This window comes from Bacteroides faecium (genome assembly GCF_012113595.1).
Lineage (GTDB): Bacteria > Bacteroidota > Bacteroidia > Bacteroidales > Bacteroidaceae > Bacteroides > Bacteroides faecium.
Genome location: NZ_CP050831.1, coordinates 4,569,389 through 4,590,078, shown reverse-complemented (window position 1 = coordinate 4,590,078; position 20,690 = coordinate 4,569,389). Strand labels below are relative to the sequence as shown.

Below are 20,690 nucleotides of genomic sequence, written 5' to 3'. Positions count from 1 at the left end.
TTTAGATGTTCAAACCAGAGAAACACATGAATGCGATTGACATCAGACCCACTATGATAAATGTGATACCCAAGCCCTTCAACGGAGCAGGCACGTCAGAGTAAGCCATCTTTTCGCGGATAGCAGCCAGGCCGACGATAGCCAGCAACCAACCGATACCCGAACCGAGTGCATAAGAAAGAGCGTCCCAGATGTCACCAATATATTTCGGGTCGCTCGGACCGAGGTTGATACGTTGCTGCATAAACAGGGAAGCACCCATGATAGCACAGTTAACGGCAATCAACGGCAGGAAGATACCCAGTGAAGCGTACAGCGACGGGCTGAAGCGTTCTACCACCATCTCTACCAATTGCACGATACCGGCAATAACGGCAATGAAAAGAATAAAACTCAGGAAGCTGAGGTCAACGCCTTCGATGATAGCATTGGCAGCCAGCACCTTGGTTTGCAACAGATAGTTGACCGGCAACGTCACCAGCAACACGAAAGTCACGGCGATACCCAGTCCTACGGCGGTCTTCACATTCTTCGATACAGCCAGGTATGAACACATACCCAGGAAGAATGCGAATATCATGTTGTCCACAAAGATAGAGCGGACGAATAAACTTAATAAATGTTCCATATCTTCAATTAAGAATTAAGGATGAAGAGATCTCCATCTTTATTAATTACTTTCTTCTTGCAGTTCTTTGTGACGTGCACGTTGATACCAAATGATGCAGGCTACGATAATCAACGCCATCGGCGGCATCAACATCAGACCGTTGTTCACATATCCTATCTTTTGAATAGGCTCATAGTTCAAGATATTGAAACCGAGCAGAGTTCCCGAACCCAGCAGCTCGCGGAAGAAAGCGACGATTACCAGAATCTTGGCATATCCCAAACCATTACCAACGCCATCCAGGAAAGATTCCCAAGGACCATTCTGCATGGCAAATGCTTCCAAACGTCCCATGAGGATACAGTTGGTAATAATCAAACCTACATATACAGAGAGCTGAACGCTTACGTCATAAGCAAACGCTTTCAGAATCTCACTTACGATAGTAACCAAGGCAGCTACCACAACCAACTGAACGATGATACGGATACGGTTAGGAATGGTCTTGCGCAACAGTGAAATAACAACATTAGCAAATGCCGTGATAACCGTTACCGAAAGTCCCATAACGATAGCGGGTTCCAGTTTTGCGGTAACAGCAAGTGCAGAACAGATACCAAGCACCTGTACGGTTACCGGATTATCTATTCCCAGCGGAGCAGAGAATACTTCTTTATTTCTCTTTGAAAACAGTTGTCCCATATTCTTTTCTTCTCCTTAATTATTTAGTTAAAAAACTCATGTAACTATTCAGACAGGTCTTCAGCATGACATCCACACCTACAGAAGTGATCGTACCGCCGGAGATTCCGTCCACCTGATAATCAGCTTTCTCCACTTTGCCGTGTTTTACAACACCCAAAGCAACAGAGCCATTCTCCAATGTCTTCTTGCCTACGAACTCATGTTGGAACATGTCGGTCGCAATTTCAGCACCCAGACCCGGAGTTTCACTTGCATGAGAGAAGTAAGTACCATATACAGTATCCTTATCTTCGTTCAGTGCAATGTATCCCCAGATAGCGCCCCACAGACCGGCACCGTAAACAGGAACCACATATTTTGTCTGACCGTCCACTTCACATACGAATACGTGAAGACGTTGTTCTTCTTTCGCTTCTTTTTCGTAGTTGGTAGCAAAATCGCCTGTGTTTTCAGTCAGCGTGCCGTCTACGTTCATCAGCATATCGCCTTTTACATATTTCTGATATTCAGCATCCGCATCTTCCACATTCTTGATATTCAATGCGGCAAGGATTTGCTTCTTCGTGTCAAGTTGCACATTCGTATCCTGTATATCTTTCAATGAAGAGCTAACGAATGCCAGCAGGAATGCTACGATAATAACCATTACCGAAGCATAAATGATAGTATAACTATTACTATTTGTATTCATTTTCATTCGGTATTTATTGGTTAGACTTGATAGCGCGTTTTTCGCGGCGGCCGATATTGCCCTGTACTACACAGTAGTCAATCAGCGGAGCGAAGATGTTCATCAGCAGGATGGCAAGCATCATACCTTCAGGATAACCCGGGTTCAAAACGCGGATGACGATAGCCATCACACCAATCAGGAATCCGAAGATATATTTACCTTTTTCCGTACGTGCGGAAGTTACAGGGTCGGTAGCCATAAACACGGCACCGAAACAGAAACCGCCGAGAGCGAGATGTTCGTACCAAGGCATGTTAGCCATAGCGTTGTTTTCCATGCCGATGGCATTGAATACCCAAGCCATGAATGCACCGCCGACAAATACGGAAATCATTGTTTTCCAGCTTGCAATACCTGTCCACAGAAGGATAACGGCACCAATCAGGATGGCAATCACACTTGTTTCACCGATAGAACCCGGAATAAGACCTGTCACCATATCCATGTTAAACGCAGGGGCAGCACCGGTTGTAGCGGCTTCTCCCAGCGGAGTGGCAACGGTTAATCCGTCTACCGACTGTCCCAGGCCGAAGATGCTGTCGCCCGATACCCAAACGGCATCACCGGACATCTTGGTCGGGTATGCGAAGAACAGGAATGCACGGGTAATCAACGCAACGTTGAAGATGTTCATACCTGTACCACCGAATACTTCTTTAGCGAAGATTACAGAGAATGCAGTAGCTACGGCAAGAATCCACAGCGGACAGTCTACCGGAACGATCATCGGGATCAGGATACCTGAAACAAGGAACCCTTCCTGAATTTCTTCTTTCTTCCATTGGGCTACGACGAACTCAATGCCAAGACCTACTACATAAGATACGATAATTTTGGGCAGTACTGCCAGGAATCCGTAAGCAAACATTTCAATAAAGCTACCCGGAGTATGAGTAGCGTGAAAATGCTGGTAACCTACATTGTACATACCGAACAGCAATGCCGGTACTAACGAAATAACCACAATCGACATGATGCGTTTGCTGTCAATCGCGTCGTGTATATGCGTTCCCGTTTTCGCAGTCTTGCTGGGCACGAACAGGAATGTTTCGAAGCCGTCGAACACCGACTGGAATGCGTGGAATTTGCCGCCTTCTTCAAAGTTCGGCTTTATCTTATCGAGATAATTTCTTAACGCTTTCATTTATTAAATTGAGAATTGAGAATTGAGAATTGAGAAATAGCTACGCTGTGTTTACCAGAAGACGATTTCACAAAGTCCCAACTATCATTTTTTAATTTTTAATTTTTAATTATTAATTCTCTTATGCCATTTCCGAGCGAAGCATGTCGAGTCCGACACGAACGATGCGTTGCAGTTCCATCTTTGAGGAGCAGACAAATTCGCAGAGCGCGAAGTCTTCAGGAGCTACTTCATAGATGCCAAGTGCTTCCATGCGGTCGATGTCGCCGGCGATGATGGCTTTAATCAGATATTCGGGCAGGATATCCATCGGGAATACTTTGTCGTATTCGCCTGACATAATCATATGGCGTTCGCCACCCTTGACACGTGCGTCGAGTGTGTATTCTTTCTTTCCCATCAACCAGCTAAAGTATGAACGGTTGACGCTATACTGATTGAAACGCGGCATGATCCATCCGAGCATTTCGTGAATGTCGTCTCCTTCGGGAATGACTGTCACCTGGCTGTGGAATGCGCCTAAGAATCCGTTCGGGGACACTTGCTTTCCTGTCAGCACGTTACCGCTGATATAGCGTAAGTCTTTACCTGTTGTTACGTTGCCGGCAAACACGTTAGTGAGCAGTGCGCCTACCTGAAGTTTGCAGTATGCAGGTTTCAGCACTTCGGAACCTGTCACGGCTACTGTGCGTGTGAAGTTTACGCGGCCTGTATTGAAGAGACGGCCGATGAAGATTACAGCTTGCGGATCAATAGTCCATACTGTTTCGCCCTTGGATACGGGATCGAGATGGTTGATCTGAACGCCTACGTTTCCTGCAGGGTTCGGCCCGTCAAATGCGGTAACTGTAACGTTCTTTGCCTGTGTCAGCGCGGCAGCGTTCTGCTTCACGCTAATGTTCAGGTAAGTTTTTGCCATCTTGGCGAGGGCATCGAGTCCTGTCTGGAAGTTTGCTTCTTCGCCTTTCAGCGCAAATTCGAAGTCAGGTGCCAGCGGATTGCTATCGAATGCGGATACGAAGATGCCTTTCGGCGCCACTGTCGGATCTGCAATGATGTCATAAGGACGTTGTTTGATAAATGCGAAAATACCGGCTTCCAACAAAGCGGCCTTTACTGCTTCTGCATCCATCGTTGCAACATTCTTCTTACCAAACTCTTCGTAGTCCTGCTCTGCAGCAGCTTCCACCACAATGTTCAGTACCTTACGACGTGCTCCACGCTCTACACTTGTCACTACACCGCTCACGGGCGAAACAAATTTTACTTCAGGATGATACTTGTCGATAAACAAGGGTCCACCAGCCATCACATACTCCTGCTCTTTTACGACTACCTTCGGCGTCACTCCAGGAAAATCATCGGGTACGAGTGCGTAAAATCCCGGCTCTTTCACTGTTGTGTACGTCTCAGCAGCCGTACCTTTCAGGTTTATGTCAAGGCCTTTGCGTAACTTTATTACATTTGCCATGCTATAAATAAAATAATGGTTTCATAAATTTGCCGCAAAAGTAATAAATAATAATGTGATTAAAGAGGAAAAAAGAAAGGAATTACGGAAAAATATCCGTAATTCCTTGTCGTGTTCGTGCACGTTCTTTTTCTTTCGTCTTGATACGAAAGAAAAAGAACCAAAAAGAAAGAATCAAGGCTGCGTTTTTCCGGCTACTCCGGTGTTCTCTCCGGCTAAAGGGCAGAAACTCGCTTCGCTCAAACAGTCTGCCCTTCTTAACGCCGGAGAAAACACCTGCGCTTGACGCCGGAAAAACGAGGCCGGGAAACCATGCGGCATGGATACCCGTGCGGAAGAAAGTCAAAACAAAGTGAGTTGACTTCTACAATAAATATCCCTAGAGAATAGAGTTTCTACATTATAAACGTTCATAGAAATTCTACAATCAACAATGGTTATACTGCATAAGCTTACATGCAGTATAACCATTCACGTTGCAAAAGAATCCACATCACAAAAGATTTCCAAACCGAAGAGATATTTACATCAAAAAGCATCCACACCGCATGGGCATCCACGCCGAATGGGTTCCCGGCCTACTTTTTTCTCCGTTAAGCGAGAGACCGTAACGGAGCGTTAAGAAGGGCAGACTGTTTGAGCGAAGCGAGTTTCTGCCCTTTAGCGAAGTGAAGGGAACGAGTAGGAGAAAAAAGTCAGCCTTGAATTTTTCTTTGGTTCTTTCTTTTGTTTCAAGACAAAAGAAAGAACATTATTCAGCAAACATAGGATCCCAAGCAGGAAGACGAATGGGCTTCTGTTTGAGGATTTCCGAGACTTTCTTCGTGGCGTATTTGGTTTCTATTACCAGGCGGAACATATATTCGTTGAACCAGTCGTCAGTCATGATGAGATGACCTTGATAACCGGAGCCGGCACCCCAACTATTTTCAACCATCCATTTGGTTGAGTTTCCATTTTTGTCGAGGTCTACCGCCATGAGTGTCATGGCGTGGCTTGAGCCGCTGGCAAAGCTTTGGATGCGTTGCTTCTTGTTCATGCCGAACGTAGTGCCCATGAGAGATTCATAGTCGTAGTTTTTTACATCCAGCAGACCACGGTCGGAGTTGAGGAATTTGCCTACATCGCAAGAAAAATACATCATGGTACTGTCTTTGAGAGAGGTTATAGCCATCTCTTTGATGTCTTCGATGGGGAGATTGACATATGTCCAGTTTTTGCCGTCGTAACGGTGGCGGTCGTAGTCTATTTCATAACATTTGTAGAATTCACGGCTGGGGTCGTTCATGAGCATGACGTAGTTGCCGATAAGGTTTTCGTCGCCGTATTTCTTCAGGAAAGAAAGCGGGGTGTAGGTTTCCGTAGAGACGGGCTTGCCTTGGGCGTTGTATTCCGTCCAAGTAAATTCAGTGGGGGGAACACCTAAGTTTAAGACAAGCATGCGGTAGATGGTACTAAGCATTTCGGTCTTAGTCTTTTCGAGGGCGGCGGGCTTAGTACCTTTGGCGGCGAGGTCACGGAGTTGCAGACCTTGTTCACGGAGTTTCAAAGCTACCAGGTTCGCCATGCGAGATGTGCTTTCGCTGCTGTTCGTTTCGGGCATTATATCTTTGGGGACAAGTCCGTATTTACTTACGATGTCGGCTACGCCGGTAAAGGTTCCACCGTCACTCAATGGGTTACGGAAAAGCCATTCCACCATTTTGTCGTTCATCGGTTTGTCGCTGGTGTCGATGATGCCTTGCAGGAAAAGGTTCGCTTTCTCCAGTTGGTCGAAGAAGAAAGGGTAGGTTTGCGAAAACTCGAATGAGCCGAGGTTGTGCTGAGCGATGGCTTTGGCACGCATCACGTTCAGACCAGTGAAGAGCCAGCAACGGCCGGAAGATTTCTGGTCGGTGATACCTTTGGAATTCACTTTGATAGAAAAGTGCGTATCCATACCTTTCAGGTTGTCCTGATTCAGAGCCAGTTTGCGGATGTCGTTGCTGCCGATAGCGTTGCGGATAGCCTTGTCACTCGGGGTGTTCTGGTAACTCTGCTTGATTTGCTGCATCATGTCGTCGCTGATGCCGCCTTTCACTTCTTGCGCTTGTGTAGAATAATAGAAAGCACAGAAAACAAAAACTGATAAAATTCGTTTATTCATTAGTATAATAGTTTGTTAATGGACTTACAGTTCATATATGGTAATGTAAAATCGCAAATTTACGATTCTTTTTTAGAATTATTATCTAAGTGTATCAAAACTAATCGAAATAAAAGAGTTTTCTTTGCAGTCGAATTCCTCAGAAAGAAAATATGAAGAAATATATAATAGGTGTATTGATGGTGTTTCCATCTATCAATATTATGTCGGCTACGGCTGACAGCACAGCAGTAAAAAGCGATGAACTGCCAATATCCACAACTTCTATCAGTGATGATACGCCAACGGATATTGAAGACGCTCCGTCGGATACAGTGATTACCCTCTCCAAACGCGAATTACGCCGCCAACGTGTGGCAAAGAGAAATCTTCACTATAATATATTAGGTGGGCCCAGCTATACACCGGACTTCGGTTTGTTGGTAGGCGGTAGCGCGTTGATGACGTTCCGGATGAATCCGAGCGACACCACTCAGCGACGTTCGGTGGTACCGATGGCTATCGCGCTGATGTTTAAGGGCGGATTGAATTTGATGGCGAAGCCACAACTATTCTTCAAAGGCGACCGCTTCCGCATTTTCGGAACATTCTCCTATAAAAATACGATTGAGAATTTCTATGGTATCGGATATAGTACCAATAAAGATTATCCCCGTGGTGAAGATACCAGCGAATATCGGTATAGCGGTATTCAGGTGAACCCGTGGTTCCTTTTCCGCTTGGGCGAAAGCGACTTCTTCGCTGGTCCCCAAGTCGATTTGAATTATGATAAGATTACTAAACCTGCGGAAGGAATGATTAATCAGCCGTCTTATGTTGCGGCGGGCGGCACGGAGCATGGATATAAGAATTTCAGCTCAGGACTCGGTTTTCTGTTGACATATGACACGCGTGATATTCCTGCGAATGCTTACCGGGGAATGTACTTGGACTTTCGTGGAATGATGTATAATAAAGCCTTCGGTAGTGATGATAATTTTTACCGTTTGGAGTTTGATTACCGTCAATATAAGACTGTTGGTTTACGTAAAGTAATTGCATGGACGGTGCAGACAAAAAACGTATTCGGAGATGTGCCGTTGACGAAATACGCACTTAGCGGAACGCCTTTCGACCTTCGCGGATATTATATGGGACAGTTTCGCGACAAGTCGTCTCATGTAATGATGGCAGAATATCGTCAGATGATAAATACGGACAAAAGCACATGGGTGAAGAAGATGCTCAATCACGTAGGTTATGTGGCTTGGGGCGGATGCGGATTCATGGGCCCTACTCCGGGAAAGATAGAAGGCGTCCTTCCTAATCTCGGCGTAGGCTTGCGTGTTGAAGTACAACCTCGAATGAATATACGGCTCGACTTCGGTAGAGATATGGTGAATAAGCAGAATTTATTCTATTTTAATATGACGGAAGCGTTCTGATACAGATAGCAGAAGCGTTCTGATACAGATAGCAGAGGTATTCTGATACAAATGGCAGAAACGTTCTGATTCAGATAGCAGAACACATTCAGATTCAGATAACAGAAGCGTTCTGATTCTAATACAGAAAGCCTTCCTGTTCGGTATGAAAATTATTCCATCCCGGTGCAACGAAAGGTTTTCGAGCAAGTATTCGCATACAATAAAAGGGAAAGAAAGTAAAATAGATAATAAAAGACTGCACATAAATGAAATTAATCCTTATATTTGCGCAAGCTATGACACAGCAGGAGCAAATAATAGGATTTTTTTTATGAAGCAATTTATATATCATTTTTTAGGGTTATTACTTTTATTCACTTCCACCACTCATGTGGCAGCACAGGAAGTCAGCGACTATTCTCGATTAAGCGACGATGAGTATAACAAGATTGACCTTCCGCCATTATCTGTACTCTTCGAAAATGCCAAGAACAGTCCGATCTATGAGATGGCAGATGTCAAGGCGGTAATAGAGCGCAAGTTACTACGAAAAGAGAAATGGTCATTCCTTGGTTTCTTTAGTTTGAGAGGAAGCTACCAATACGGTATGTTCGGCAATGAGTCCACATATACCGATGTAGCACTTGCCCCTTACCTTACCTACTCCACTCAGGCACAGAACGGTTATACGGTAGGCGCGGGAGTCAGTATTCCATTAGATGATTTATTCGACCTCAAAGGACGTGTCAGCCGTCAAAGACTCACCCTTAGAACCGCTGAACTGGAACGGGAAGTCAAGTATGATGAGATAAAAAAAAACATTATTGAGATGTATGCCACTGCCACATCCCAAATAAAAGTTCTTCAGATGCGCAGCGAGAGTCTGGTGCTTGCCAATGTACAATATGAGATTTCAGAGAAAAACTTTGCTAATGGAACCATAGAATCCACCGACCTGGCTGTTGATAAAGAGCGACAGTCACAAGCCCGTGAAGCCTATGAAAAAAGCAAGTTCGAGCTCACCAAGAGCTTGATGATACTCGAAGTGATTGCCCGGACTCCCATTATACGAAAATAAAAGATTAAGATATGAATTTTATCATTTCTACCATACGGACCCTATTTCGCCATCGTTGGCTGATATTGATAGGAACCGCCCTTTTCACATTGCTGGTCATCTATTATACCCGCCATATGCGGGGTGGATACGATGTAAAAGCTACACTTTACACAGGAGTCGCTTCGGGCTACAATCTGGAGAGCGACAAGCGGACAGACTGGGCAACGGTGCAGAATTCCATGGACAACCTGATAAGCATCATGCAAGCTGAAAGTACCCTGAAAAGAGTATGCTTACGCCTGTTTGCCCGGGTACTCATTCTAGGAAATCCGGAAAAAGAACAGAACGGCATCACCCCTTCCAGCTATAACTACACCTATAATCACTTAAAAAACAGTCCGAACGGACCGGAGATACTAAAGCTGATTGACAAATCAAGCGAAGACAAGACCGTATCCAACCTGGAAACCTATATGCGTCCGCACAGAGAAAACTATATCTACGGATTATTTTACTATAACCACCCCTTCTACAGTTACAATGCCCTGAAAAACATAAAAGTGCAACGCCGTCTGACGAGCGACCTGCTCGACATCAGCTATTCTTCGGGCGATCCGGGTATCGTATATAATACGGTAAGCATCCTGATGGATGAATTCGTAGAAGAATACCGCCGTATCCGTTATGGAGAAACGGACAAAGTAATCAAATACTTCGAAGAAGAGTTGAAGCGCATAGGAAAGAAACTTAATGCGGAAGAAGAAGACCTGACAAAATACAACGTACAAAAACGTATCATCAACTATCTGGACGAAACCAAGGAAATAGCAGCTATCAGCAAAGAATACGAACTGAGGGAACAAGACGCCCTTTTCGCATTCAACAGCAGCAAGTCCATGCTCGACGAACTGGAGAAGCATATGGACAGCAATGCCAAACAAGTTCTCAAAAACATGGAATTTGTAGACAGGCTGCGGGAAGCTTCCAACATTACCGGCAGAATATCAGAAGCCGAAGCGATGACTGACTCAAAGAAAACGGATACACAGTCGCTGGAAAAAGACAAAAAACGGTTGAGCGAAGTCAAACAAGAACTGAACGACCTGACCTCTTCATACATCGGCCATAAATATACCAAAGAAGGCGCTTCACGAACCAGCATCATCGACCAGTGGCTTGAACAGACGCTGCTATACGAAAAAGCCAAGGCCGAATTGAAGATTGTACAGAACGCACGCCGCGAACTGAATGACCGCTACGTATTCTTCGCCCCCGTGGGTACCACCATCAAGCAGAAAGAGCGCATGATTAACTTCACCGAGCGCAACTATCTCACCGTGCTTCAAAGTTACAACGAAGCCCTGTTGAGAAAGAAAAATCTGGAAATGACTTCCGCCACTCTGAAAGTACTGAACGAGCCTACCTACCCGATTTCATCCAATTCGACCAACCGGAAACAGATTGTGATAGCCGCTTGTATAGCTAGCTTCCTCATTATCGTTGCCCTGCTGCTGTTGATTGAAATGCTCGACAGGACACTGCGTGATGCCAGCCGCACCAAGCGTGTGACCGGATTCAAAGCAGTAGGCGCTATTCCCGACACATCGTCTTCCCGCTATGGCGGACTGGCAAAAACCTACGTACAACTCTCCGTGCAAGAGCTGTCCAACTCCCTGCTCCGCTTCCTTACCAAGCGTAAATCTCCAGGAGTGTTCATTATCAACCTATTCAGTACCAGCGAAGATTCCGGTGAAGAAGAAGTGGGCAACCTGATCTGCGGATATATGCAGAGCCGCATGTTGAATACACGGTTCATCAGCTACAAAGAAGATTTCAACACCGACTCCACCCAATATCTGCTTGCCCGGAAAATCACAGACTTTTATGCCCTGCAAGGCGAAGACATATTAATAGTGGCCTATCCGCCGTTGTCGAAAAGCAACATCCCGACCGCTTTGTTGCTCGACGCCAACGCCAACATACTCGTCACTCCTGCCAACCGTGGCTGGAAGTCCATCGACAAGCAGCTCTGCGAACAGCTCATGCAACAACTGGGCAAGACAGACATTCCTTTCCGCATCTGCCTGACCAATGCCCGGCGTGAAGCCGTAGAGGACTTCACCGGACAACTTCCGCCCTATACATTGTTGCGCCGGTTAAGTTACCGTTTCAGCCAATTATCATTAACAGAAAAAATCATATTCAACCTCAAGAAAAAGGCCAAAGAAGAAGCAGAAGACGAGGACGATGACGAATAACAGGAACATCACTTTCCACTTATTGCTTGCCGCACAGTTTGCGCTGATTGCGGCAGGTATGTTTGCAAACATCAAGACAGGTTTGTTTTCAACAGCAGTCATCCTGTTGCTCACCATTATCTGCCTGATACAACTCAGCAACGACGAGCGAACCGACTGGAAGCCCGGGCAGAATACAATGACTTGGCTGTTCCTCGTCTGGCTGATGTATTACGTACTCGAAGCGCTGAATCCCAACAACGTAATGGCTGCCTGGAACATCAACCTTGCACCTTATGCGCTTATTCCTTTAATATGCGCATTCGTCGTGCCCGTTGTCGTCCGCACCAAGAAAGACATCGAACTTCTGCTGATTATATGGTCGGTATTCGTATTGATATTCACCCTCAAAGGCTATTGGCAGAAGAATCACGGTTTCAGCTCCAAGGACCTCTACTTCCTCTACGCATTGGGCGGGGCACGAACCCACATCATATGGTCGGGTATCCGTTATTTCTCCTGTTTCTCGGACGCTGCCAATTACGGCGTACACGCCACCATGGCAGCCGTCACCTTTGCCATTTCCGCATTCTTTGTCGATTCGAAATGGAAGCGCCTTTACTTCCTTTTCATCGCTTTCTGCGGAATCTACGGAATGGGCATTTCCGGCACCCGTTCCGCTATGGGCGTTCTTATGGGGGGCATGCTAATGATAACCATCATAGCCAAAAACTGGAAAGCTCTCCTGGCAGGTATCGCCATTTCTATCGGTGTCTTTTGCTTCTTCTATTTCACGAATATAGGAAGCGGAAATCAGTACATCCACAAGATGCGCTCCTCTTTCCATCCCACCGAAGACGCGTCCTACATGGTGCGTGTCGAAAACCGGCAGAGAATGAAAGAACTGATGGCAAGGAAGCCTATCGGATACGGCATCGGGCTTTCCAAAGCCGGGAATTTCAATTCAAAAGAACAAATGCCCTACCCACCCGACTCATGGCTGGTAGGCGTATGGGTAGAGACAGGAATTGTCGGGCTGATACTTTATCTTGCCATACACGGCGTCCTTTTCGCCTGGTGTTCATGGATATTAATGTTCAAAGTACGCAACAAGAGCGTGAGAGGACTGGTAGCTGCCTGGCTCTGCATGGCTGCCGGATTCTTCATAGCCGCCTACGTGAATGACGTAATGCAATACCCCAATCAGTTACCTATATATATAGGTTTCGCCCTTTGCTTTGCCGCCCCGCATATCGACAAGCGTCTCAGCGAGGAGAAAGAAAAAGAAGCAAGAGAAAAGAAAGAAGAAGAATTAGTATCCACCCAAGAAACTGACGAACAACCATGACAAGCAATACCCCGGACATATCATTTATAACCATCTGCTACAACGGCTTCAAAGACACCTGCGAGCTCATAGAGTCCCTACAGGACAAGATTCACTCCGTGAGTTACGAAATCATAGTTGTAGATAATGCCTCGCGTGAAGACGAAGCCGCCAAGATACAGAAACTATATCCCACGATTGTCGCCATCCGCAGCAACGAGAACAGTGGCTTCTCCGGTGGAAACAACATCGGAATCCGTGTAGCCAAAGGCAAATACATATTCCTCATCAATAACGATACATACATCGAATCAGACCATCTGTCCTGCCTGGTAGAACGCCTTGAAAGCCGTCCGGAGATAGGCGGCGTATCCCCGAAGATACGATTTGCCTTTCCGCCGCAACACATACAGTACGCCGGATTCACCCCCTTGTCGCCGATAACCCTCCGCAACCATATGCTAGGATTCGGATGCCCCGACGACGGTACATTCGATAGCCCGCAACTCACTCCCTACCTTCATGGCGCAGCCATGATGATAAAGCGGGAAGTGATAGAAAAGGCAGGAATGATGCCGGAAATCTTCTTCCTCTACTACGAGGAACTGGACTGGAGCACCCGCATGACGCGTGCCGGCTACGAACTGTGGTACGACCCGTGTTGCACCGTTTTCCATAAAGAAAGCCAAAGCACAGGACAACTCAGTAAGCTGCGCACCTACTACCTGACGCGCAACCGTCTGTTCTATGCCCGCCGTAACCTGAAAGGATTCAACCGCCTGGCATCCATCCTCTATCAAAGCACCATAGCCGCTACAAAGAACAGCGTCGTCTACCTCATGAAAGGCCGTTTCGACCTGGCAGCCGCCGTATTCTATGGAGTAAACTCCGGACTTTTCCTCTCCGCGTCGGACAAGAAAAACTCCGGTACTTCGGACAAGAAAAGCCCTGACACTTCGGACAAGAAATCCACTGCAACCTCTTAAAATCTGACATACCATGAATATCGTCGACTGGATTCTCTTCACACTGCTGGCGCTCTGCGTATGCTACCTGCTGCTATACGCCATAGCTTCCAAGTTCTATCGCGCTCCCCGATTCCCGGAAGCCCGTACCTTCAGACGCTTTGCCGTATTCTTCCCCGCATACAAGGAAGACCGCGTCATTGCAACTTCCGTGCGCAGTTTCCTCGAACAAGATTACCCGCGTGAAATGTTCGACATCATCGTCATCTCCGACCAGATGCAGCCTGCCACCAACGAAGAATTGCGTTCCCTGCCCATCCGCCTGCTGATAGCCGACTACCAAGACAGCTCCAAGGCCAAAGCACTGACGATGGCAGTAGACTCTATCAGCAGGGAGCACTACGACATCATAGCCATTCTGGATGCCGACAATCTAACCTCGCCCGATTTTCTAGCCGAGGTAAACCGTGCTTTCGACAGCGGCGTGAGATGCATACAAGCCCACCGCACCGGCAAAAACATGGATACATCCATCTCCATGCTCGACGGTATCAGCGAAGAAATCAACAACGGAATTTTCCGCAGCGGACACAACGTCCTCGGACTCTCAGCCGCCCTGTCAGGTTCGGGAATGGCTTTCGAGGCTGACTGGTTCCGCACGAACGTGCGGCTTCTCGAAACTGCCGGTGAGGACAAGGAACTGGAAGTGCTGCTCCTGCAACAGCGTATCCACACCACCTACCTGCCGCAAATCCCCATATACGACGAGAAAACGCAAAAAGAAGAAGCTATCGGCAACCAACGCAAACGCTGGATAGCCGCACAATTCGGTATTCTCCGCAGCTCGTTCGTCCACTTGCCCCGGGCAATAGCCCAAGGCAACATCGACTACTGCGACAAAATAGTCCAATGGATGCTCCCGCCCCGCCTGATACAACTGGCAAGTGTTTTCGGGCTGACCCTCGTTTTCACAATTATCGGCGCATGCCTGAGCTTTCAAGGCACAGGACACGAGTGGACAATAGCCATTAAATGGTGGATACTCTCTGCCGCCCAAATAGCGGCAATGACACTCCCCATACCGGGACACCTTTTCAACAAACAACTAGGCAAAGCCCTGATGAGAATCCCGATACTGGCGTTCACTACCATCGGCAACCTGTTCAAGCTGAAAGGCGCCTACAAAAAATTCATCCATACAGAACATGGAGAAGAAGAAGGAGAAAAAGAAAAACACCACCACTAAAAAAGGAAAGAATATGAAAATAGCCATTGAAGCCCAGCGCATCTTCCGTCCCAACAAGCATGGAATGGATTTCGTTGCTCTCGAGACAATCCGGGAGTTACAAAAGATGGATCATGAAAATGAATACTTTATCTTTGTCAGTCCCGGTGAAGACCGTTGCCTGGAGAGTTCGGACAATGTGCATATCATTGAGCTGAAATGCCCCACATACCCCTTGTGGGAACAAGTCGCGCTACCCCGCGCAGTTAAACGCATTCAGCCCGATCTGCTGCATTGCACCAGCAATACAGCCCCCTTGCGCTGCCCCGTGCCACTGGTTCTGACCTTGCACGACATCATCTATCTGGAAAAACGCCAATCATCCAGCCTGTCATGGTATCAGGAAATGGGATGGCATTACCGCCGGTTGGTAGTTCCGCGCATACTTCCCAAATGCGAGAAGATTATCACCGTGTCACAGTTTGAACGCCGCCGCATTCTCGACGCACTACACCTGCCCGAAGAACAACTGGTAGCTGTATACAACGGTTTCAACAAGCATTTCCATCTACAACCCAAAGCACCGGAAATAACCCGAAAATACATTGATTCGGACAGCTACCTGTTCTTTCTGGGCAACACCGACCCCAAAAAGAATACACCACGTGTCCTGAAAGCATACAGCGATTACCTGAAACAATCCGCTCAAAAGTTACCTTTGCTCATTGCCGACCTCAAGGAAGACGCCATCGACCGGATACTGGAAGAAGAAAAGATAACCGACATCAAGAGCCATCTCCGCTTCCCCGGATACATTGCGAATACTGACCTTTCGGCTCTCTATGGCGGTGCATTCGCATTCCTGTACCCTTCGCTCCGCGAAAGTTTCGGCATCCCGATGCTTGAAGCGATGGCCTGCGGAACCCCCATCATCGCAGGAAACACTTCCGCTATGCCCGAAATAGCAGGCGAAGGCGCTTTACTTGCCGACCCTTACAGTTCCGAGGACATCACGGCTAAAATTCTGCAATTAGAAAATGACGAAACATTCTACCAGCAACAAGTGGAATACGGACTCAAACGCAGCCAAATATTCTCATGGCGAAATACCGCAGAGTCATTGCTGGAGATATATAAAGAATTTGCCAAATAGAAAGAGTAAACAAGTAGGATAGAAATATCAAACGGGTAGAAAAGCTATATAAGCAGAAAAAGTAAAACGAATATCAATAAAAAAGAGCGAAACTTCCATGAATGGAAAGACTCGCTCTTTTTATTTATCCGATGTTTTTACACATGTCCCATTCCGCCTTCACCTCAAAGCACGGGCACGCCTTGATCCATTCTTCCGGTTCAATCTCCCCGTTCCCGTTCAGGTCGGGGCTTAAGTCGCGATGCCCGCAAATGCGGCAACCGGGATAGTCACGGAGCAATGTAAGGATGAGTACCCGCATGGAATGAACCTGCCACTCGGTACGTGTATCCGCAGGGCGACCGTGACAGTCGAGCCCGCCCTCATAACAGATGCCGATACTGCTCAGGTTGTGTCCCTTTGCGTGCGCACCGATCCGTTCAATCGCACGGGTCGTCTTTATGTCCCCATTCTTGCGGATATAGAAATGGTAACCCGTCCCGTTGAAGCCACGCCGGCGATGGCACACTTCCAAATCATCTTCCGTGAAATCCCTGTCCGCCCTGGTGGCGGAACAGTGGATTACAATCAGGTCAATCTTCCTCATCGACCTGTCCTTTCGCTCCTTTTGTCCTTTCTCTTTCTGCGAAAGAAGAACAGGACTTCCAATACAATGTCTAAGATTTTGTCAATCATATCTCTGCATTTTTAATAGGTTATTATTCACGTTCTTTGTGGGAGACACTAAACTGTATGGACTGGATTAGGCTGCCGGATCCGGTGTTTCGCCACCATCTCCCCCATCCCCCTTGCCGGAGTCATCGGGCTCACCGGAACCGCCGTTTCCACCGGAAGCGGACTTCTTGTCCGTGTACAACTCAAAGGTCATATTATTATCTCCGCCACGAGTGGTTGCCGTGCTGTCATTGGCCAGCCGCAGAGAATTATCGACCTTGAAACGGAGATTGACACGGGTGATATTCTTCACAGTACAGTCCTTTTCCACTTCCACGCCGGGACAAGTCAGCGTAGTGTAAAAGATACCCAACCCCTCTACTTTCACCTTATTGCCCGCCACAAGAACCTTTTTCATCGCGCGGACAAAAGACTTCATAACGTGCGACACATCCTCTACCGAAAGTGCTCCGATAGACTCAATCTCACGTGCCAAAGATTCAATGGAATAGATTTTCGCTTCCCCCGATTTGGGTTTGAGAGCAAATACCATCGGCGATTCTTCATCTCCGATTCGCTTTCTGCGCTTATAGCGCACCACAGTAACTGTTGCCATACCTTAACTATTTGTTTCTGCGAAAGGAAGGACATTCTCCCTTTCTGATGGTGAAACAAAGGTACGGCAAGAGGATAGCGACTTAACGGATTACACCGGGCTACGCCGGATTAAGACGGAATAAAACGGAATATACGAAACATAACAAGATACAAGAGGATATAACGGATTATAATGGGACAAGTACTATCCTTCTTCCTTATCTTTTCTTGTTAATAATTCCACAGCATCAATAAATGCTTCGGCACGAGGACGTAACACATCAACCAAGGCAGCATCACAATAGGCAAAATCACCATAATCACTACTATGGCGTTTATCAAAAAGCACACCAAAAGTTGTACTATGTTCTAAATCAAGTAATCCAGTCCGGACAAAATGCATTGAAAGTTGTGTCTTCACTCCATTATGAGTATTAGCATCAATATGCCGGCTCAACAAAAGAGCAGATGCAGCATAATAACAGGCATAATAAAGACGATTGACTGTGGCATTAAAATAATCTCCCGTTCGCAACAGGTCAGCCTCTCCCAATGTCTGCCTGGCACGTTCCAAACGATAATCAACCATAGCCGCACGGGTTTCATTATCTAATAGTTCTTTCATAACACAATCCCTTCCCGATTAATATTGAGCGATAATGGCGTAGTCAATCCTTCCCATGCACGCTTCAATACGACCAACGTATTGATGGCTACTCCCATTTGCGCTTCCAGTTCGCTCAAAGGGCGACGCAATGCGAACTCAGTTTCGGGCGTCAACTCGTTCTCATCCACCAAAATAAGCAAATCTATATCAGAGTCATGCCGGGCATCCCCACGAGCTTCCGAACCATAGAGTATAGTCCGAGCTGTGGGAGCTATGCGGTGCATTGTTTCCGCAATACGATGAACAAGTTCTGTACGTTTCATAAGCTATCTTCTTCCTTTTACACAAAGTTAAGAAATTAATAGCTAAAACCTATATATTCTGCTACTTTTCTTTCTATTACACTATTGAAATATTTGCCCAATCCAGTAAAAATGCGTAACTTTATACGAGTTATAACGACACTAAATACAACTGAAAATGGAAGAAAAAACATTCCAATACCGCAGCTACGGGAAAGGCGAACTAGCCATGCTATACATTCCCAACGTACAACAACAAAGCGCAGTAGACCGATTCAACGAATGGATAGACGCTGCTCCGGGACTGAAAGAACGACTCATCGCCACCGGCATGAATCCACGAAGCAGACACTATACCCCCGCCCAAGTACATCTAATCGTGGAAGTACTCCAAGAGCCGTGATTTAGAGATTACTCAAACAGTTCTTTCTCCGGCAGCCAGCAAGTCGAATCGTACGTCACGCCCCCGACACGTCTGTCCACAGGGACGGCAGGATCATGTGATTCCGTACAAGGCAAATAGCGGCCACCGACAGGATCATAGGCAAAAGTAACCATTCCGCCCACTCCGAGATGTTTGAACTTCACCTTCTCCACATATACACGGGTGACGCCGACTTCCTTATCACGCTCCACCACAATACCATAGTCAGCCTTATTGTTAAAGTCGGCCGAACCGCTGATGTCGTACATTTCCACACGCGGAGTAGAATTTGTCACCGGGTTGCGGTTCATCTTTCGGGGATGGGCAACGAGTATCACCAGGCAATTATACTGTACGGCAAATTCGGTGAATAGATTCAACAAGTTAGAAAGATACTGCGTCTCCGTCTGTCCCGGTTGCGGAGTATGGTCAAAGCGGTTCAGAGGGTCGAGCACGAGGATGCGGCATCCCCGGCGGACAACCAGCTCGCGCGCCTTGCCAAGTACCCGTTCCGGCGTGGCATTCCCCTTCAGGAAAATATGCGATACATTTTCGGCCAGAAATTCTTCCGCACGCATCATGAGCCCTTCCGACATACCGTAACTTCGCTGAAAACGGTGACCGGTCAGTTTCTCAACCAACTTTCGGAGATGATAGACGATAGGAACATTCTCCGGGCTGAAAAAAGCTATTTTCCATTGATGCCGCAGGCAAAGCCGCAATACCAGTTCGTCGAGCCATTCAGATTTTCCCGCACCGGGCGTTCCCGTGACAACGACGAAACGGCCGCGCTCGTACGTACAGATTTTATCCATCTCCTCCCAACCCGTATCCGCACCGGGGCCGAAACCATTGTCGAAAAGAGCCAGCAAGTCACCATGCAGGTCGGCAGCCGTGAAAACGCCCTCAATAGGGACTTCCGCCGCCTGTTCGATGGCGATACGAAGGCTCGAAATCCCATATTTGCAGAGATGTTCATTCGCATCCTTGCACTCCGGCCCGTAGGTCACGACGCGGCATCGTTCAGCCCCCAGACGGTTGACAAGCTCGTCACGCAGTTTCAGTCCGGCAGAATCCGTGTCAACGGCAATGATAATTTCGTTCAAATCCTCAAAGTGGGTTTCCATGAAACGGTCGAGCCAAGAGAGGTTCGAGTTGGCACCGGCGGGAACGGAGATTACGCTTTTGAATCCGGCGGCGATAGAAGAGGCGGCGTCCAGTTCACCTTCATGGATGATGCAGGAAGACTGTCCCAATACGGAGTCGATGTTATAGGGAATCAATTCGGCTCCCTGCACCATTTTGAAATGCTTTTCGTTGATGCCACGAAATTTCGTGTTTATCAGTTGCTCTCCCTCGAAATAGTTGAAACAGATACATCGTTCATTCCCGGAAGATTGCGGCATATATTCGTCCTGCTCCGTGATGCGCAGCGCAGCGATAACGGATTGCGGGATGCAGCGGGTTTCAACCAGCCAACGCTCCGTGGCTTCGGAAAGTACGGTTTTTGAGGAGTCGAATACAGGACGCTGAAAGTGTTGCGGAGCAGCAGCCGCACGACGCTGGCGGGCAGCACGGCGTTCGGCTTTTTCACGTTCCTCGTTATCGTCGGGGACGTAGAAATCAGCTCCGCAGTGGTAACAGTGGCAATGCCCCGTGTCGATATTGACACGCAGGGAGTGGTCGCGCTTGTTGTGCCTTGTAGGGAGACATTTATTACATATTGTTTTCACGACACCGCTCGTTCTCCGGCGAATGTCTACATCATAACTGGCAAAATTTCTCATAGTTTTTTATTCGTTTTCAATATTTTTCAATTGCTTGTCGGACACCAGGAGCTGTGGGCACAGCGTATGCCAAGTGCGGGGTCAAGGTTCGCCAAACGCGGGCGCAGCATATGCCAAACGCGGGCGCAGCATATGCC

At 47.2% G+C, this 20,690-nt stretch carries 19 protein-coding genes; 8 read left to right on the top strand and 11 right to left on the bottom strand.

What is annotated here, in order from left to right:
- Window position 1: 1 nt before the first annotated feature.
- The 6 genes from nqrE to BacF7301_RS16950 all read right to left on the bottom strand — a co-directional run bounded on the left by nqrE (window position 2) and on the right by BacF7301_RS16950 (window position 6,809).
- A complete protein-coding gene (nqrE, locus tag BacF7301_RS16980; protein ID WP_167964650.1) occupies window positions 2-628 on the bottom strand; it encodes an NADH:ubiquinone reductase (Na(+)-transporting) subunit E in 627 nt (208 codons plus the stop codon).
- A 42-nt stretch (window positions 629-670) separates the two neighbouring features.
- Window positions 671-1,312, bottom strand: coding sequence for an NADH:ubiquinone reductase (Na(+)-transporting) subunit D (locus BacF7301_RS16975; RefSeq protein ID WP_167964648.1), 642 nt, complete (start codon window positions 1,310-1,312; stop codon window positions 671-673).
- Between the two features lie 19 nt (window positions 1,313-1,331).
- On the bottom strand, window positions 1,332-2,006 hold the full coding sequence (locus BacF7301_RS16970; protein ID WP_167964646.1) for a Na(+)-translocating NADH-quinone reductase subunit C: 675 nt from the start codon (window positions 2,004-2,006) through the stop codon (window positions 1,332-1,334).
- A gap of 13 nt (window positions 2,007-2,019) precedes the next feature.
- A complete protein-coding gene (locus BacF7301_RS16965; protein WP_167964644.1) occupies window positions 2,020-3,192 on the bottom strand; it encodes an NADH:ubiquinone reductase (Na(+)-transporting) subunit B in 1,173 nt (390 codons plus the stop codon).
- Between the two features lie 121 nt (window positions 3,193-3,313).
- Entirely contained in the window at window positions 3,314-4,663 is a 1,350-nt protein-coding gene (locus BacF7301_RS16960) for a Na(+)-translocating NADH-quinone reductase subunit A (RefSeq protein ID WP_167964642.1), read from the bottom strand.
- A 751-nt stretch (window positions 4,664-5,414) separates the two neighbouring features.
- Complete coding sequence (locus BacF7301_RS16950) at window positions 5,415-6,809, bottom strand: C1 family peptidase (RefSeq protein WP_167964640.1); 1,395 nt, start codon at window positions 6,807-6,809, stop codon at window positions 5,415-5,417.
- A 152-nt stretch (window positions 6,810-6,961) separates the two neighbouring features.
- Here BacF7301_RS16950 and BacF7301_RS16945 point away from each other — a divergent pair, with 152 nt between their 5' ends.
- From BacF7301_RS16945 to BacF7301_RS16915, 7 genes are all read left to right on the top strand, one after another.
- Window positions 6,962-8,233: a BamA/TamA family outer membrane protein gene (locus tag BacF7301_RS16945; RefSeq protein WP_167964639.1), complete on the top strand. Its 1,272-nt coding sequence runs from the start codon at window positions 6,962-6,964 to the stop codon at window positions 8,231-8,233.
- A gap of 313 nt (window positions 8,234-8,546) precedes the next feature.
- A complete protein-coding gene (locus BacF7301_RS16940; protein WP_167964637.1) occupies window positions 8,547-9,293 on the top strand; it encodes a TolC family protein in 747 nt (248 codons plus the stop codon).
- 11 nt (window positions 9,294-9,304) lie between these two features.
- Complete coding sequence (locus BacF7301_RS16935) at window positions 9,305-11,533, top strand: GumC family protein (RefSeq protein WP_167964635.1); 2,229 nt, start codon at window positions 9,305-9,307, stop codon at window positions 11,531-11,533.
- Window positions 11,523-12,860: an O-antigen ligase family protein gene (locus tag BacF7301_RS16930; RefSeq protein ID WP_167964633.1), complete on the top strand. Its 1,338-nt coding sequence runs from the start codon at window positions 11,523-11,525 to the stop codon at window positions 12,858-12,860. The genes BacF7301_RS16935 and BacF7301_RS16930 overlap by 11 nt, the downstream gene beginning before the upstream one ends.
- Window positions 12,857-13,825 carry a glycosyltransferase family 2 protein gene (locus BacF7301_RS16925; RefSeq protein ID WP_167964631.1) on the top strand — a complete coding sequence of 323 codons (969 nt, stop codon included), beginning with the start codon at window positions 12,857-12,859 and terminating at the stop codon, window positions 13,823-13,825. The genes BacF7301_RS16930 and BacF7301_RS16925 overlap by 4 nt, the downstream gene beginning before the upstream one ends.
- Window positions 13,826-13,838: 13 nt before the next feature.
- On the top strand, window positions 13,839-15,050 hold the full coding sequence (locus BacF7301_RS16920; RefSeq protein ID WP_167964629.1) for a glycosyltransferase family 2 protein: 1,212 nt from the start codon (window positions 13,839-13,841) through the stop codon (window positions 15,048-15,050).
- 13 nt (window positions 15,051-15,063) lie between these two features.
- Window positions 15,064-16,182 (top strand): glycosyltransferase family 4 protein, encoded by a 1,119-nt coding sequence (locus tag BacF7301_RS16915; protein WP_167964627.1) that lies wholly within the window; start codon window positions 15,064-15,066, stop codon window positions 16,180-16,182.
- A gap of 124 nt (window positions 16,183-16,306) precedes the next feature.
- Here BacF7301_RS16915 and BacF7301_RS16910 read toward each other — a convergent pair whose 3' ends face one another.
- From BacF7301_RS16910 to BacF7301_RS16895, 4 genes are all read right to left on the bottom strand, one after another.
- Window positions 16,307-16,768 (bottom strand): N-acetylmuramoyl-L-alanine amidase, encoded by a 462-nt coding sequence (locus BacF7301_RS16910; RefSeq protein ID WP_167964625.1) that lies wholly within the window; start codon window positions 16,766-16,768, stop codon window positions 16,307-16,309.
- A 156-nt stretch (window positions 16,769-16,924) separates the two neighbouring features.
- Complete coding sequence (locus BacF7301_RS16905; protein ID WP_167964623.1) at window positions 16,925-17,452, bottom strand: HU family DNA-binding protein; 528 nt, start codon at window positions 17,450-17,452, stop codon at window positions 16,925-16,927.
- Between the two features lie 186 nt (window positions 17,453-17,638).
- Window positions 17,639-18,058: a HEPN domain-containing protein gene (locus BacF7301_RS16900; protein ID WP_167964621.1), complete on the bottom strand. Its 420-nt coding sequence runs from the start codon at window positions 18,056-18,058 to the stop codon at window positions 17,639-17,641.
- Complete coding sequence (locus BacF7301_RS16895; RefSeq protein ID WP_167964619.1) at window positions 18,055-18,363, bottom strand: nucleotidyltransferase domain-containing protein; 309 nt, start codon at window positions 18,361-18,363, stop codon at window positions 18,055-18,057. Before BacF7301_RS16895 ends, BacF7301_RS16900 begins: the two co-directional genes overlap by 4 nt.
- A gap of 157 nt (window positions 18,364-18,520) precedes the next feature.
- On the opposite strand from BacF7301_RS16895, the gene BacF7301_RS16890 reads away from it, so the two are divergent.
- Entirely contained in the window at window positions 18,521-18,745 is a 225-nt protein-coding gene (locus tag BacF7301_RS16890) for a DUF4248 domain-containing protein (protein ID WP_167964617.1), read from the top strand.
- A gap of 8 nt (window positions 18,746-18,753) precedes the next feature.
- Here the strand turns inward: BacF7301_RS16890 and BacF7301_RS16885 are convergent, their stop codons facing one another.
- Window positions 18,754-20,553, bottom strand: coding sequence for a bifunctional DNA primase/helicase (locus tag BacF7301_RS16885; RefSeq protein ID WP_167964615.1), 1,800 nt, complete (start codon window positions 20,551-20,553; stop codon window positions 18,754-18,756).
- Between the last annotated feature and the right edge of the window lie 137 nt (window positions 20,554-20,690).